The following is a 14,394-nucleotide window of genomic DNA, read 5'->3' as shown; positions in this document are numbered from 1 at the left end:
TATTCCTCCCGTGTATTTTATTTTGCCGGCAGGCTAGCGCCGCAGGCCCGGCTTGTCATCAGAGCAGGTGCAATCTTCGGTAGTCCCGTTTGCGGCGTCATCGTGGCGGCGCGAAGCTTGCGTCAATGCACGCATCGCGATGCACCATGGCCGTGATTGCCCGGATAATCATGCACGATCCGTCTGTGTATGCTTGCGGCTACAAGCCAGGGCGTCATGACAGAGTTGAGTGAGCGAACCAAAGCCAACATGGACGTCGTCCTGGAGGAGACGTGCCGCCAATTGCCGCATGGCGGCGATCACGACAGCCGCAGGTTCATCGCCGAGCGCCTGATCGAGGCGGCGCGATCCGGCCACTCCACGCTCGGCGAGCTCGGCATCATCGCACGGCGCGCGCTGGCGGAGATTATTGCCAGGGGCGACTAGCTCCCGCCACAGCGCTTGCCTCACTGCGGGGCTCGGACGTAACCTGCCGGGGAACAATTCGCGCATCGAGATCCCCTGAAGATGCGGTCCCTGCTTGCGTTCATTGCAGCCTTTGCATTGCTCTGCACCGGCAGGGCCGTGGCCCAGCCGGTTGGGCAATTTCCATTTGCGTTGACGCGCGAAGGCCAGATGCTCGGCGCCGTCGAAGGCGAGGTGGCATCGTTCAAGGGGCTTGCCTATGCAGCGCCGCCGGCAGGCAGCCTGCGCTGGCGTCCGCCGCAAGCCTTGCCCGAGAGTTCGGAGATGAGCATGGCCTACGAATATGGCGCGCCCTGTCTCCAGCCATCGCTGCCGGCCGGACGCGAAAATTGCCTCACGCTCAACGTGTTTCGTCCCTTCGGCGTCGACGGACCGCTGCCGGTGATGGTGTTCATCCATGGTGGTGGTTTCGTTAAGGGCACCGCCAATGATCCACTGTTCGATGGTGCGAGGCTCGCGCAGGCCGGGCTCATCGTGGTCACCGTGAATTATCGTCTCGGTGCGCTCGGCTGGCTGACGCATCCCGCGCTGTCGGACGGCGGCTCCGGCAATTTCGGCCTGATGGACCAGATCGCGGCGCTGCGCTGGGTGCATGAGAACATCGCGGCCTTCGGCGGCGATGCGAACAACGTCACGCTGTTCGGCAACGGCGCCGGCGCCACATCGATCGCACTGCTGATGCTGTGCGCGCAATCCCGCAATCTCTTCCAGAAAGCCATTCTGCAATCGGTGCCCGGCCGCACGCGCCTGCCGTCGTCGCAGGAGGCCGAAGCCGCAGGCCGGCAATTTGTCACCGCGCTCGGGCAACAGGCGGATCTGCGTGCCGCCGAACCGGCGCGTCTGCTTGCTGGTGAGAAGCGTCTGCTGGAGAAATCGCCGCGCAGCTTTATGCCGGCGATGGATGGAGATCTGGTGACAGAAGACATTGCCGCGGGATTTGCGGCAGGACATGAGAGCCGCATTCCCCTGATCATCGGCTCGAACGACGACGAGACGCGTTACGACAGCGAGCTCGAGATCAAGGAGATGCTGTCCGCGTCGGGCGAGAGCATCGACGAGCTGCGCAAGCTCTATCCCGATGCCGCAAGGTCCTCAGACGTTGCGGCGAGCTTCTACACCGACAAGGTCTTCTCCGAGCCGGTGCGAATGCTCGCCCGGCTTCATGCCGCGACCGGCGCGCCGACCTTCCGCTACCGCTTTGCCTATGTGCCGGAAGGCAGGCGCGGCAATCCCGACGAAGGCCATGGGCGCGAGTTGCAGTTCATCTTCGGCGTGGAGGGCGTGCCCGGTGCGGGCATCTTCTCGCGACGCGACCGCGAGGTCGCAAACCGCATGCGGGCCTACTGGATCAACTTCGCCAGGAGTGGCGACCCCAACGGCGCAGAGCTGCCGCATTGGGATGCTGCCGCGGATCGCGACCATCTGTTGCTGATCGCGAATGATCGTACCGCGAGCGGCGACGACCCTTGGGGGGAGCGTCTGGACCGGCTCGCAGGCGAAAGCAAAAAATGAGTTGGACTTAGGCCGCGAGCTCGACGCGCGGCGCCGGGCTCAGCCGGTCTTCTTCCAGATAGTCCATCGCGCCGTCCTTCTCGACGGCATAGAACTGCTGGCCTTCCCTGGACCGGTAGGCGGCGCGAACGATGCCGCGGCGTCCCTTGTCACTGTTGACGACGTCCCCCAGCGCAAACTTCCTCATCTCACGTCTCACTTGTCTTCTGGCCGTTCCTTCGGCCACGGTTGGATTGTGGGCGGTAAATCGTTAACGGCTTGCTAACCATACCGGTTTGCCTATGCTCGCCGCCGTTCGCGCGGGCCGTTCGCACGCGCATGTTGTGAAACAGGCGAGCCGACATCCATGACGCGATTACCGACCTTGTTTTTGTCGCACGGCGGCGGCCCTTGGCCGTTTATGGAAGACAGGCGAGTGCAATATGCCAAGACGGCTGCTGAGTTCGGCCGTTTGCCGCAGCTTCTTCCCGAGCGGCCGAAGGCGGTGCTCGTCATCACCGGCCATTGGGAGGCCGACGCCTTCACCGTGTCGACGTCGGCGCATCCGCCGATGGTGTACGACTATTACGGTTTCCCCGAGCATACCTATCACATCACATATCCGGCGCCGGGCCAGCCCGAGCTCGCTGCGGAGGTGAGCGCGCTGCTCAAGCACGCCGGCCTCCATTGCCGGGAAGATCCCAATCAGGGGTTTGACCACGGCACTTTCGTGCCGCTCGGCCTGATGTATCCGAACGCCGACATGCCGATCGTGCTGCTGTCGCTGAAGTCGAGCTACGACGCGGCCGAGCACATCAGGGTCGGGCAGGCGATCGCCTCGCTCCGCGACGAGGGCATTCTGATCGTCGGCAGCGGGCTCACCTATCACAACATGCGCGGTTTTGGCCGCGCGGAGTCCAAGCCCGTCTCGTATGATTTCGAAGCCTACCTGAACGAGGCGATCAGCAACCCGGATGCGGCCCGCCGCAACGCGATGCTGGTCGACTGGGAGAACGCGCCGAGCGCACGTCTCGCCCACCCGCGCGAGGACCATCTGCTGCCGCTGATGGTCGCGGCAGGCGCCGCCGGCAGCGACGTCGGCAAGCGCGTCTTCGTCGACGAGGTCGCAAGCGTCGCGATGGCGTCGTATGTGTTTGGATGATTTTCGCAGGGCGGATTACGCTTCGCTAATCCGGCCTACGCATTGCGCCCGCGGGATGCCACCAGGTTGCGATAGAGCGTCGCGTACTCGCCCGCCCGGTTGCGCCAGGAGACGTCGGTCGCAAGGCCCGCGAGCTGCAATTGCCGCCACGCGGACTTGTCATGGAAGGTGAAGCTCGCGCGCCCCAGCGCTGCCGAGAGATTTGCCGATGTCACGGGCCCGAATGTGAAGCCGGTCGTCTCGTTCACGGTATCCGCGAGGCCGCCCACACGCGACACGATCGGCACGGCACCATAGCGCAGGGCGCAGAGCTGGGTTAGCCCGCACGGCTCAAACCGCGACGGCACAATCAGGGCGTCAGAGCCGGCCTGGATCAGATGCGCGAGCGCCTCGTCATAGCCGATCACGGCCGCAATCCGGCCCGGATGTCCGCGTGCGGTTCCCTGGTAGCGATCCTGCAGTTCAGCATCGCCGCTGCCGAGCAGCGCCAATTGCATCCCATCGCCCAGGATGGTGGGCATGGACTCCAGCAGCAGATCGAGCCCCTTCTGCCACGACAGGCGGCTGATGACGCCGAGCAGCAGCGCATCCGGCCGCGGATCGAGGCCGAGCCGCTGCTGCAGCGCCGCCTTGTTGGCCGAACGAAACGACAGCTCCTCGGCGCCGAACCGATAGGCGATATGCGGATCGGTTTGCGGATTCCACACTTCGATGTCGATGCCGTTGAGGATGCCGCTCAGCACGCTGGCACGCTCGCGCAGCAAGCCGCCGAGCCCCATGCCGCCTTCGTCGCTCTGGATTTCATGCGCGTAGGTCGGCGACACCGTGGTGATGCGATCGGCCAGCTGCAGGCCGGCTTTCAAAAAGCTGACGCCGCCGAAATATTCGAGGCCGTGGACGTCGAACGACGCATGCTGGGGCAAGCCGATCGCGTCCGCGAGCGTGCGGTCGAACTTGCCTTGATAGGCCATGTTGTGAATGGTCATGACGGTGCCGGGGCGCGCCCCGCCATCGTAGTGCAGATAGGCCGGTGCCAGCCCGGCCTGCCAGTCATGGGCATGCACGACATCGGGCACGAAGCTTGCGACGAGACCGTGGCCGATATCGGCTGCAATGCGCGACAGCGCGGCGAAGCGTATGCCGTTGTCCGGCCAGTCGGTGCCTTCGGCGGTGACGTAGGGGTTGCCCGGCCGCGCGTAGAGATGCGGCACATCGAGCACGAACAGGTCGAGCCCCTCGTGCGAGCTGGCAAGCAACCGGCCCGGCCCGCCGAAATAATCCGGCCAGCGCCGGATTTCATCCGCGCCCGCGAGCAGCCGCATCACGTCCGGGTAGCCCGGCATCAGCGTGCGCATCTCGACGCCGTGCGCCTTCAGCGCGATCGGCAGCGCGCCGGCGACATCCGCGAGGCCGCCGGTCTTGACGATGGGGTAGACTTCAGAAGCGACCGCGAGGACGCGAACAGGCATCATGTATTGAGCCTGTCGATCATCGGCTGGGTGATCAGCGTGATGCCCTGCTCGGTGGTCCGGAAGCGCTTGGCGTCGAGCTCGGGATCCTCGCCGACGACAAGTCCTTCCGGAATCTCGATGCCGCGGTCGATCACGACGTTCTTCAGCCGCGCGCCGCGCCCGACATGGACGTAAGGCATGATCACGGCGTTCTCGACATTGGCATAGGAGTTGATGCGCACGCCGGTGAACAGCAGCGAGCGGCGCAGCGAGGCGCCCGAGATGATGCAGCCGCCAGAAACCAGCGAGCTGACGGCGTAACCGCGCCGGCTCTCCTCGTCGTGGACGAATTTCGCGGGCGGCGTGATCTCCGAATAGGACCAGATCGGCCAGGCGCGGTCGAACAGATCGAGCTCCGGCACCACGTCGGTGAGGTCGATATTGGCGGCCCAGTATGCATCAACCGTTCCGACATCGCGCCAGTAGGAGCGCGGTTCGGTGCCGGTGCGCACGCAGGAGGTCGAGAACTGATGCGCGATGGCGCGGCCGTTCTTGACGATGTAGGGGATGATGTCCTTGCCGAAATCGTGGTTGGAGTGCGGATCCTCGGCGTCGCGCTTGAGCTGGTCGAACAGGAATTTCGAGTCGAATACGTAGATGCCCATGCTGGCGAGCGAGACATCCGGCTTGCCCGGCATCGGCGGCGGATCCTTGGGCTTCTCGAGGAACTGCTGGATCCAGCCGTTCTCGTCGATATGCATGATGCCGAAGCCGCTTGATTCCGCGCGGGGCATTTCGAGGCAGCCGACCGTGACGTCGGCGCCGCTGTCGACATGCTGCCGCAGCATCACCTCGTAATCCATCTTATAGATATGATCGCCGGCGAGCACCACGATGAAGCGAGCGTTGTGCGACTCGATGATGTCGATGTTCTGGTAGATCGCGTCCGCCGTGCCGACATACCACATGCTCTCCGAGACGCGCTGGCTCGCAGGCAGGATGTCAAAACTCTCGTTGCGCTCGGGACGGAAGAAGTTCCAGCCCATCTGAAGATGCCGGATCAGGCTGTGCGCCTTGTACTGGGTGGCGACCGCGATGCGGCGGATGCCGGAGTTGACCGCATTCGACAGCGCGAAATCGATGATGCGGGATTTGCCGCCGAAATAGACCGCGGGCTTGGCGCGCCGGTCGGTCAATTCCAGCAGCCGGCTGCCGCGACCACCGGCCAGGACAAACGCCAAAGCCTGGCGGGCAAGCGGCTCATTTCCGGCGGCACTCATGTCATCCTCCCACTCGTCCGGCGCAAGCTCGGGCTCTCGCGAAGTGCCTTCCGGCCGCGCACCATTGGAACCGATAGTAACGGTACGAATAGTAAATCGGGAAGGTGCTTGTTGGTTGCGAACACATGGAAAGCTTAACGCTTTGCCGCCGATCTCAACTCTCCCGCGCCGTCGTCCCGGTGTCATCTCGGCATCGCGGATGATCACATTTCAGGCAGGTGCGGCATCTTGTGCGCTGCACGCAAGCTCGAGGCTTTGACTTAACGCTGGGATGCCTGAATCATGGCGCCCGGATCACTTTCCAAACCGAAACGTCAGTCAGGAGGTGAGACGATGACGATCTGGAAAACGGCAATTGCCTGTTCGCTCACGGCTGCGGTCGTGGCTGGCCATTTGGGGCAGGCGACAGCGGCCCCGCTGCCGACCAATGTCGCGACCATGAAGGCCGCGGCCGGCGATGACGTCACGCCGGTCTACTGGCGTGGCCGAGGCTTTGGATGGGGGCTCGGCGGCCTCGCTGCCGGCGCGATCATCGGCGGCGCCATCGCCAGCGGCGGTCCCTACGGCTATTACGGCGGCGGGCCGTACTATGGCTATGGATATCCGGGACCGGGCTACGGCTATGCGCCGGCCTATTACGGTTACGGCTACGGGCCGGCCTACCCGCGATACTATCGCCCCTACCGTTCGTATTACGGCTACTACCGGCCGCGCCCGTATTACGGCGGGTACTGGTAAGAGCTTTTTGCTTGAGCATATGATCGTTCGGAAAACCGCTTCACAGTCTTCCGGATCATGCTCTAGAGCGACAGCCACACGATCAAGCTCATGCAGGCGAGATGGGCGAGCACGATTGCGGCGAGATGCAGCGGGCCGGCTTTGAGACGCAGCCTGCGCATCTCGCCGCCTCCGCGCTAGTTCGATCCTGCGGCCGCGGCGGTGAAGCTGCGGTCGACGGCTTTGCTGACGTCGAGCGTCTTCGGCAGGATGCCGTAGCGCGTCGAACGGTCGGATGCTTCCTGCACCTCCTTCACGACGTTTTCGTCGATCGGAATCGGGCTGGTGCGCTGTGCAGCGTAGGCCGACAGTAGCACGTCCTCGGGCAGCTTGGTCAGCTCGGCCGTGCTCCTGGCATATTCGTCGAGGTGATCCAGCGACCAGAGCCGCGCCTTGTTCAGCCGCTGCACGAGGTCCTGCACCGCCGCGCGCTTGGTGGCGATGGCGCTGTCGGAGGCGACGATGAAGGTGATGGTCGGCGTCAGGCCTTCGCCGTCGGCTATCACGCGCGCCTTGTCCTTTAGCGTTGCGAACGAGACATAGGGCTCCCACACCGCCCATGCGTCGATCGAGCCGGCCACCAGCGCGACCTTGGCATCGACGGGGCCGAGCGGCGCGAAGGTCGCATCCTCGATCCTGATCTGTGCTTTCTCCAGCGTCGCGTCGATCAGGAACTGTCCCCAGCCGCCGCGCGTGCCGGCGAGGCGTTTTCCCTTGAGGTCGGCGGCCGATTTGATCGGTGAATCCTGGCGCACCAGGATCGCTTGCGTTTTCGCGTCCGACCTGGTGCCGCCGATCGCCTTGATCGGCGCACCGGCGGCATAGACCGTCAGGAACGAGAGATCGCCGGTGTAGCCGACGTCGAGCGCGCCGGCGTTGAGCGCTTCCAGTATCGGCGCGGCCGCCGGGAATTCCGACCATTCGATCTTGTAGGGCAGGTCTTTCGCAAAGCCTGAAATCTCCAGCAGCGAGCGGTTGCCGCCCTTCTGGTCGCCGACGCGGAGCACGGCCCTGTCGGCCGCGAACGACGACGCCGCCGTCGACAAGGTGACGGCGGCAGCAAACAGCGAGAATGCCAACCGGCGCGTGATGGAACGATCGTGGGAATTGATGCTCATGTGGCCTGTCTTGTTGATCTGTCTTTTTTGCCCTGCTCACGACGCGCGAGCGAACGATGCAGCTGGACGATCAAGTCTATGAGCGCGCGATGCGCAGTCAATGAAATGGCCAACCGTATTGCGCGCGCGCCGGGCAAGGACGTTTCAGCGAATGACCGCTTTCGAGAACACGCCGTGCACGCGCACGAAATCGCGCGAAAATGATGCGGGTGACGGAGTCGTGATACGAAGCGCGGGCCGGTGCTTCGGCGAAAATCGTTTCATCGTTCTCGCGCGCGCCGGTGGAGAGAATGTCTTCGCTTCGCGCAACATTCGAAATTCCATTTCATTGACGGTGCGAGGAACGCGCCGCATGATTTGCGCATCGCATCAACGCGGCGCGCGAAGCGCCGACGGAAAGATTTTCTCTCAACGCAGCTCCGCAGGAAATGTGCGCAACGCGAACCGTTGTACATGCGGCGGAGCCATGCCAGCGCAGGAGCCAGAGGCCGATGAACAACGACAACAAGCGCGGCGGATCGAGGCTCGACCGGCGCCACTTGCTCCAGGCGGGGCTTGCGGCGGCCTTCGCCGCGCCGCTCGGTGCGCTAGGCGCGCAGGCCTTTGCGCCGCAGGCGATCGGATCCGGCGTCGACTTCTCGGAGTTCCCGCTGTGCCGGACGGCGTCGGATGGCCCGGTGCTGTCAGGCGCGCCGCGCAAGCTGAAACTGTCGTGGAATGCCGGCGCGGTCTGCCTCGCGCCGCTGCCGGTCGCGATCGAGCACGGCTTCTTCCAGAAGCAGAATCTCGACGTCGAGCTCGTCAACTATTCCGGCTCGACCGATCAGCTGCTCGAGGCGATCGCCACCGGAAAGAGCGACGCCGGTCTCGGCATGGCGCTGCGCTGGCTGAAGCCGCTGGAGCAGGGCTTTGACGTCAAGATCGCCGCCGGCACCCATGGCGGCTGCATGCGCGTGCTGAGCCGCGCCGATTCCGGCGTGACCAAGCTTGCCGATCTCAAGGGCAGAAGCGTCGCCGTCGGCGATCTCGCCGGGCCCGACAAGAATTTCTTCTCGATCCAGCTTGCAAAACTCGGCATCGACCCGAACAAGGACGTCGACTGGCGTGCCTATCCCGGCAACCTCCTCAACGTCGCGGTGGAGAAGGGCGAGGTGCAGGCCTTCCTGTCAGGCGATCCGCTGGCCTATCTCTGGCTGAAGGACACCCAGTACAAGGAGGTCGCCTCCAATCTCGACGGCGACTATCGCGACAAGAGCTGCTGCATCGTGGGCCTGCGCGGCAGCCTGGTGCGCGAGGAGCCGCAGGTCGCCCGCGCCATCACCCAGGCGCTGCTCGACGCCGCGATGTTCACCTCGCAGAACCCGTCGCTGGCGGCCAAGTCGTTCCAGCCCTACGCACCGAAGGCGGCAACGCTCGCCGACATCGAGGGCATGGTGCGCTACCACACGCATCATCATCACCCCACGGGGGAGGTGCTGAAGCGCGAGCTCAAGGCCTATGCCGACGATCTCAAGAGCGTGCAGGTCTTCAAGCAGAGCACCGACACGACCAAATTTGCGGAGCGCATCTATGTCGACGTATTCTCTGTCTGACGGGCTCGCGTCCGGCGCGCCGCGCACCTCGCACGCGCCGTGGCTTGCGACCTGGGTCCAGGAATCCGGTGCGGGCGTGGCCGCCAGCGCCGCCTGGATCGCCTTCGGTCTCTCCTGCCTGTGGTGGAAGGACGTCGGCGACTGGTCGCGCACGCATTCGCTCGGCATCGCCGCCTTCGTCATCGCCGCCATCGCCCTGTTCGGGACCGTCGGCGCGGACTATCTCGGCCCGGCCGGCCGGGCCCTGCGCCAGCGCGCGCCGTGGCTTATCGCGCTCGGAGCTTTCCTGACCTTGTGGGAGGTCGCGACCGCCAAATTGGCGTGGCTGCCGCTGCCGTTCTTTCCGCCGCCGCAATCCATCATCGAGGTCTATACCGACGATCTGCCAAAGCTGCTCGACAGCGTGTTCGCCTCGGTCAAGCTTCAGCTCGGCGGTTATCTCATCGGCGCCACAATCGGCTTTTTGACCGGCGTCTCGATCGGCTGGTCGCGTGCTGTCGGCTATTGGGTGCATCCGGTGCTGCGCTTCATCGGCCCGCTGCCGGCGACCGCCTGGCTGCCGATTGCCTTCTTCACCTTTCCGTCGAGCTGGAGTGCTTCGACCTTCCTGATCGCGCTGGCCACCGGATTCCCCGTCACGGTGCTGACCTGGTCGGGCGTCGCGAGCGTCAGCACGGCCTATTACGACGTCGCGCGCACGCTCGGCGCAAAACCGTCCTTCCTGGTGCTGAAGGTCGCGATCCCCGCGGCGCTGCCGCATGTCTTCGTCGGTCTGTTCATGGGGCTCGGCGCGTCCTTTGCCGTGCTGGTCGTTGCCGAGATGATCGGCGTCAAGGCCGGGCTCGGCTGGTACCTGCAATGGGCGCAGGGCTGGGCGGCCTACGCCAACATGTATGCGGCGCTGATCGTGATGTCGCTGCTCTGCTCCGGCGCGATCACGCTGCTGTTTGCGATCCGCGACCGCCTGCTGGTCTGGCAGAAGGGGACCGTGAAATGGTAGAAGCTGCTTTCGCCGAAGCGATCGCGCATGCGGCCGCAGGCGCCGCCCTCGACATCGAGCAGGTCAGCCACGCCTTCGACATCGACGGCGCCGAGCTCCCCGTGCTCAGCGAGGTCAGCATCGCCGTCGAGCCCGGCGAGTTCGTCGCGCTGCTCGGGCCGTCCGGCTGCGGCAAGTCGACCTTGCTGCGGCTTGTCGCCGGCCTGGACAAACCCAAAGCGGGAACGCTGCGCGAGGACGAGGTCCGCATCAGAAGTCCGCATCCGTCACGCGTCGTTGTGTTCCAGGACCCGACGCTGTTTCCCTGGCGCACGGTCTGGGACAATGTGGCGCTGGGGCTGGATGCCCAGGGCATTTTGAAGAGCCAGCGCCACCGCGTCGATGCCGCGCTCGATCTCGTCGGGCTATCGGACTTCCGCACCGCCTATCCGCATCAGCTCTCCGGCGGCATGGCGCAGCGCGTCGCGCTGGCGCGTGCGCTGGTCAACGATCCCAAAATCCTGATCCTGGACGAGCCGCTGGGAAAATTGGACTCGCTGACCCGCATCACCATGCAGGCCGAGCTGGTGTCGCTGTGGCAGCGCAAGGGTTTTACCACGCTCCTTGTCACGCATGATGCCGAGGAGGCGCTGGTGCTCGCCAACCGCGTCATCGTCTTCAGCGAGCGTCCCGCGCGCGTGAAGGCCGACATCCGCGTCGACCGGCCCTATCCGCGTCATCGCGGCGACCCGTATCTGGCCGATCTGCGCCGCCAGATTCTTGGCCTCCTGGGATTGGATGCCACATGGTGACGTCCGCAGCCAAAGGGCGCACAGCCCATAGCGAACCCGACTACATCGCGCGTGCTGAGGCCCTGGCCGAAGGCTTTGCTGCGCGTGCGGCCGAGCATGACCGCACCGGCAGTTTTCCGTTCGAGAACTTTCGCGAGCTCTCGGAAGCAGGCCTGCTGTCGCTGACCGTGCCTGCGGCGTTCGGCGGTGCCGGCGCGGGCGCGCGATATACCGCGCGCGTGCTCGGCATCGTCGGCAAAGCCTGTTCGTCGACGGCGCTGGTGCTGTCGATGCATTACATCAATCATCTGGTGATGGCGCGAAGCCCGACCTGGCCGATACGGCTGTCGCGCAAGCTCGCACAGGAAACCGTCGAAGGGCTCGCGCTCGTCAATGCGCTCCGCGTCGAGCCCGAGCTTGGCTCACCCGCGCGCGGCGGCTTGCCGGCGACGATCGCGCGGCGCACCGAGACCGGTTGGCGCCTCACCGGCCACAAGATCTATTCGACCGGCTCGCCGATCCTGAAATGGTATCTGGTCTGGGCCCGGACCGACGAGGCCGAGCCGCGTGTCGGCCAGTTCCTGGTGCCGGCGGGCCTGCCGGGCACCCGCATCGTCGAGACCTGGGATCACCACGGGCTGCGCGCCAGTGGCAGCCATGACGTCATCTTCGACGACGTCGTGATCCCGCTCGATGCCGAGGTCGATGTCCGCAAGCCCGCAGACTGGCGCGCGCCGGACGTTGCGCAGGCGACCGTCCACACCATCTTCGTTGCCGCGATCTATGACGGCATTGCGCGTGCGGCGCGCGACTGGCTGGTGACCTTCCTGAAGACGCGGGCGCCGGCCAGTCTCGGCGCAGCGCTGGCGACCTTGCCGCGCGCCCAGGAGATCCTCGGCGGCATCGAGGCGCGGCTTGCGGTCAACGCACGTTTGATCGGGAGTTTCGCCTCCGATTTCGACGACGGCTTGCAGGTCAGCGCGGTCGAGTCCAACATCATCAAGCTGACGGTGACCAATAATGCCGTGGCCGCAGTGGAGGACGCCTTGTCGCTGACCAGCAATCATGGCCTGTCGCGCAAAAATCCGCTGGAGCGGCATTACCGTGACGTGCTCTGCGGCCGCGTCCACACGCCACAGGACGACAGCACGAAAAGCTCCGCCGGGCGCATCGCGCTCGGCATCTGACCAATCAACCTGTTCAATCAACATATGGAGTTCCCTGATGTCGGTCGAGTTCATCGGCTTTGTCGCAAACAGCAACGCTTCCGAGACCATCGTGCGCCAGGGGCCGGTGCTCGATCCGCATTATATCGAGACGGTGGCGAAGGCGCATGAGCTTGCCGGTTTCGACCGCGCGCTGCTCGCGTTTCATTCGACCACGCCTGACGCGCTCCAGATCGCCCAGCACGTGCTGACCATCACCAAGAATCTCAAGGTGATGATCGCGCAGCGCCCGGGCTTCACCGCGCCGACGCTGCTGGCGCGCCAGCTTGCCACGCTCGATCAGCTCTATGGCGGCCGCGTCTCGCTGCACGTCATCACCGGCGGCAACGCGATCGAGCTCAGGCAGGACGGCAACACGCTCGACGACAAGGACGAGCGCTATGCCCGCACCAGCGAATTCCTCGACGTCGTGCGGCTGGAATGGACCAGCGAGAAGCCGTTCAACTACAGCGGCAAGTACTACGCCGTCGAGAACGGCTTTTCGCAGGTGAAGCCGCTGCAGAAGGGCGGCATCTACACCTTCGTCGGCGGCGGCTCCGATGCCGCGATCGAGGTCTCGGGCAAGCATGCCGACACTTTTGCGTTGTGGGGTGAATCCTATGCGCAGGTGCGCGACGTCACTGCGCGCGTGCGTGCGGCAGCCGCGAAGCACGGGCGGCCGAGCCCCCGCTTCAGCCTCTCGGTACGGCCGATCCTCGCCGACACCGAGGAAAAGGCCTGGCAGAAGGCCGAGGCGATTCTCGATCGCGCCACCGCGCTGCAGGACCAGACCGGCTATCGCCGGCCCAATCACGCCACCGAGGGCGCCAAGCGGCTGCTGGCAGCGGCCGACCAGGGCGCGCGCATCGACAAGCGGCTGTGGACCGAGATCGCAAAACTCACCGGTGCCAACAGCAACACCACCGCGCTGGTCGGCACGCCCGAGCAGGTCGCCGAGGTCTTCGCCGACTATTACGATCTCGGCGTCAGCCATTTCCTGATCCGCGGCTTCGATCCGCTTCCCGATGCCATCGACTATGGCCGCGAGCTGATCCCGCTGACGCGCAAGCTGATCGCCGAACGCGACCAGCAGCGGGGGATCGCGGCGGAATGATCCGGTTCATCATTGCTGCAGCGCTCGCATTTGCGGGTGCCGATCTCGCAGCTGCGCAGACCACGCTGCGCGTTGGCGACCAGAAGGGCAATTCGCAGGCCGTGATGGAAGCGGCAGGCGTATTGAAGGATGTGCCCTACAAGATCGAGTGGAAGGAATTTCCGGCGGCCGCGCCGCTGCTGGAAGCGCTCAGCGCCGGTGCGATCGAGACCGGGCTCGTGGGCGATGCTCCCTTCACCTTCGCCGCCGCCTCCGGCGCGCCCGTGAAGGCGATCGCCGCGATCCGGCAGACGCGCGAGGGGCTCGCGATTCTCGTGCCCGAAAATTCGCCGATCAAGAGCTTCGCCGATCTCCGCGGCGAGAAGATAGCAACCGGACGCGGCTCGATCGGGCATCAGCTGATTTTGGCCGCGCTCGAAAAGAACGGCTGGGCTGCGAGCGACGTGCAGATCGCGTTCCTGGCGCCGTCGGACGCCAAGATCGCCTACACGCAAGGCTCCGTCGATGCGTGGTCGACCTGGGAGCCTTACGTCAGCCAGGAGGAGGTGCTGTTCAAGTCACGCCGCGTCATCACGGCGGAAGGCCTGACGCCGGGCCTGAGCTTCCAGGTGGCGCGGCCCGACGCGATCCGCGACAAGCGCGCAGAGCTGACCGACTTCATCCGCCGCCTCACCGTAGCGCGGGCGTGGTCGCTGACCAATGCCAACGGTTATGCCGAGACCTGGGGCAAGCTGATGAACATCCCGACCGCGGTCCCGCAGAACTGGCTCTCGCGCGCAAAGATCCGCATCGCGCCGATCGACGACGGCGTGGTCGCGGACGAGCAGAGCACGATTGATCTCTACTTCCGCTGGGGCCTGATCAAGCAGAAGCTCGTTGCTGCCGAGATCGTCGACCGATCTTTTGCGGATGCCATCGCGAAGGCGGGGTTGTAGCGAGCACTTTCCCTCTCCCCTTGTGGGAGAGGGT

14 protein-coding genes are annotated in these 14,394 nt (G+C 65.0%); 10 read left to right on the top strand and 4 right to left on the bottom strand.

What is annotated here, in order from left to right; all coding sequences use genetic code 11:
• The first annotated feature begins 189 nt into the window (after positions 1–189).
• Together ABID59_RS10960 and ABID59_RS10955 are read left to right on the top strand one after the other, a co-directional pair.
• Positions 190–426 carry a hypothetical protein gene (locus ABID59_RS10960; protein WP_148753092.1) on the top strand — a complete coding sequence of 79 codons (237 nt, stop codon included), beginning with the start codon at positions 190–192 and terminating at the stop codon, positions 424–426.
• Between the two features lie 81 nt (positions 427–507).
• Positions 508–1,977 (top strand): carboxylesterase/lipase family protein, encoded by a 1,470-nt coding sequence (locus tag ABID59_RS10955; protein ID WP_354083397.1) that lies wholly within the window; start codon positions 508–510, stop codon positions 1,975–1,977.
• A 7-nt stretch (positions 1,978–1,984) separates the two neighbouring features.
• Here the strand turns inward: ABID59_RS10955 and ABID59_RS10950 are convergent, their stop codons facing one another.
• Positions 1,985–2,164, bottom strand: coding sequence for a hypothetical protein (locus ABID59_RS10950; protein WP_354034117.1), 180 nt, complete (start codon positions 2,162–2,164; stop codon positions 1,985–1,987).
• A gap of 159 nt (positions 2,165–2,323) precedes the next feature.
• On the opposite strand from ABID59_RS10950, the gene ABID59_RS10945 reads away from it, so the two are divergent.
• A complete protein-coding gene (locus tag ABID59_RS10945) occupies positions 2,324–3,118 on the top strand; it encodes a DODA-type extradiol aromatic ring-opening family dioxygenase (RefSeq protein ID WP_354083396.1) in 795 nt (264 codons plus the stop codon).
• Between the two features lie 35 nt (positions 3,119–3,153).
• Here ABID59_RS10945 and glgA read toward each other — a convergent pair whose 3' ends face one another.
• Both glgA and glgC read right to left on the bottom strand, forming a co-directional pair.
• Complete coding sequence (gene glgA, locus ABID59_RS10940) at positions 3,154–4,590, bottom strand: glycogen synthase GlgA (protein WP_354083395.1); 1,437 nt, start codon at positions 4,588–4,590, stop codon at positions 3,154–3,156.
• On the bottom strand, positions 4,587–5,849 hold the full coding sequence (glgC, locus tag ABID59_RS10935) for a glucose-1-phosphate adenylyltransferase (protein WP_148753087.1): 1,263 nt from the start codon (positions 5,847–5,849) through the stop codon (positions 4,587–4,589). Before glgC ends, glgA begins: the two co-directional genes overlap by 4 nt.
• 333 nt (positions 5,850–6,182) lie before the next feature.
• Here glgC and ABID59_RS10930 point away from each other — a divergent pair, with 333 nt between their 5' ends.
• Complete coding sequence (locus ABID59_RS10930) at positions 6,183–6,587, top strand: hypothetical protein (protein ID WP_354034112.1); 405 nt, start codon at positions 6,183–6,185, stop codon at positions 6,585–6,587.
• Between the two features lie 176 nt (positions 6,588–6,763).
• On the opposite strand, the gene ABID59_RS10925 is transcribed toward ABID59_RS10930, so the two are convergent.
• Positions 6,764–7,744 (bottom strand): ABC transporter substrate-binding protein, encoded by a 981-nt coding sequence (locus tag ABID59_RS10925; protein ID WP_354083394.1) that lies wholly within the window; start codon positions 7,742–7,744, stop codon positions 6,764–6,766.
• A 491-nt stretch (positions 7,745–8,235) separates the two neighbouring features.
• On the opposite strand from ABID59_RS10925, the gene ABID59_RS10920 reads away from it, so the two are divergent.
• The 6 genes from ABID59_RS10920 to ABID59_RS10895 are packed head-to-tail and all read left to right on the top strand — an operon-like array spanning position 8,236 to position 14,360.
• On the top strand, positions 8,236–9,336 hold the full coding sequence (locus ABID59_RS10920) for an ABC transporter substrate-binding protein (RefSeq protein ID WP_354083393.1): 1,101 nt from the start codon (positions 8,236–8,238) through the stop codon (positions 9,334–9,336).
• The gene (locus ABID59_RS10915) at positions 9,314–10,336 is read left to right on the top strand and encodes an ABC transporter permease (protein ID WP_354083392.1); all 1,023 of its coding nucleotides are present in this window, start codon (positions 9,314–9,316) and stop codon (positions 10,334–10,336) included. The genes ABID59_RS10920 and ABID59_RS10915 overlap by 23 nt, the downstream gene beginning before the upstream one ends.
• Complete coding sequence (locus tag ABID59_RS10910; protein ID WP_354083391.1) at positions 10,330–11,127, top strand: ABC transporter ATP-binding protein; 798 nt, start codon at positions 10,330–10,332, stop codon at positions 11,125–11,127. Before ABID59_RS10915 ends, ABID59_RS10910 begins: the two co-directional genes overlap by 7 nt.
• Complete coding sequence (locus ABID59_RS10905; RefSeq protein WP_354083390.1) at positions 11,121–12,293, top strand: acyl-CoA dehydrogenase family protein; 1,173 nt, start codon at positions 11,121–11,123, stop codon at positions 12,291–12,293. Before ABID59_RS10910 ends, ABID59_RS10905 begins: the two co-directional genes overlap by 7 nt.
• Before the next feature lie 37 nt (positions 12,294–12,330).
• A complete protein-coding gene (locus tag ABID59_RS10900) occupies positions 12,331–13,425 on the top strand; it encodes an LLM class flavin-dependent oxidoreductase (RefSeq protein WP_354083389.1) in 1,095 nt (364 codons plus the stop codon).
• A complete protein-coding gene (locus ABID59_RS10895; protein WP_354083388.1) occupies positions 13,422–14,360 on the top strand; it encodes an ABC transporter substrate-binding protein in 939 nt (312 codons plus the stop codon). The genes ABID59_RS10900 and ABID59_RS10895 overlap by 4 nt, the downstream gene beginning before the upstream one ends.
• The last annotated feature ends 34 nt before the right edge of the window (positions 14,361–14,394 follow it).

Origin of the sequence: Bradyrhizobium sp. S3.3.6 (assembly GCF_040546905.1) — a bacterium.
Lineage (GTDB): Bacteria > Pseudomonadota > Alphaproteobacteria > Rhizobiales > Xanthobacteraceae > Bradyrhizobium > Bradyrhizobium cytisi.
The sequence above is the reverse complement of the archived record's forward strand: the minus strand, read 5'-3'. Positions and strand labels throughout refer to the sequence as shown.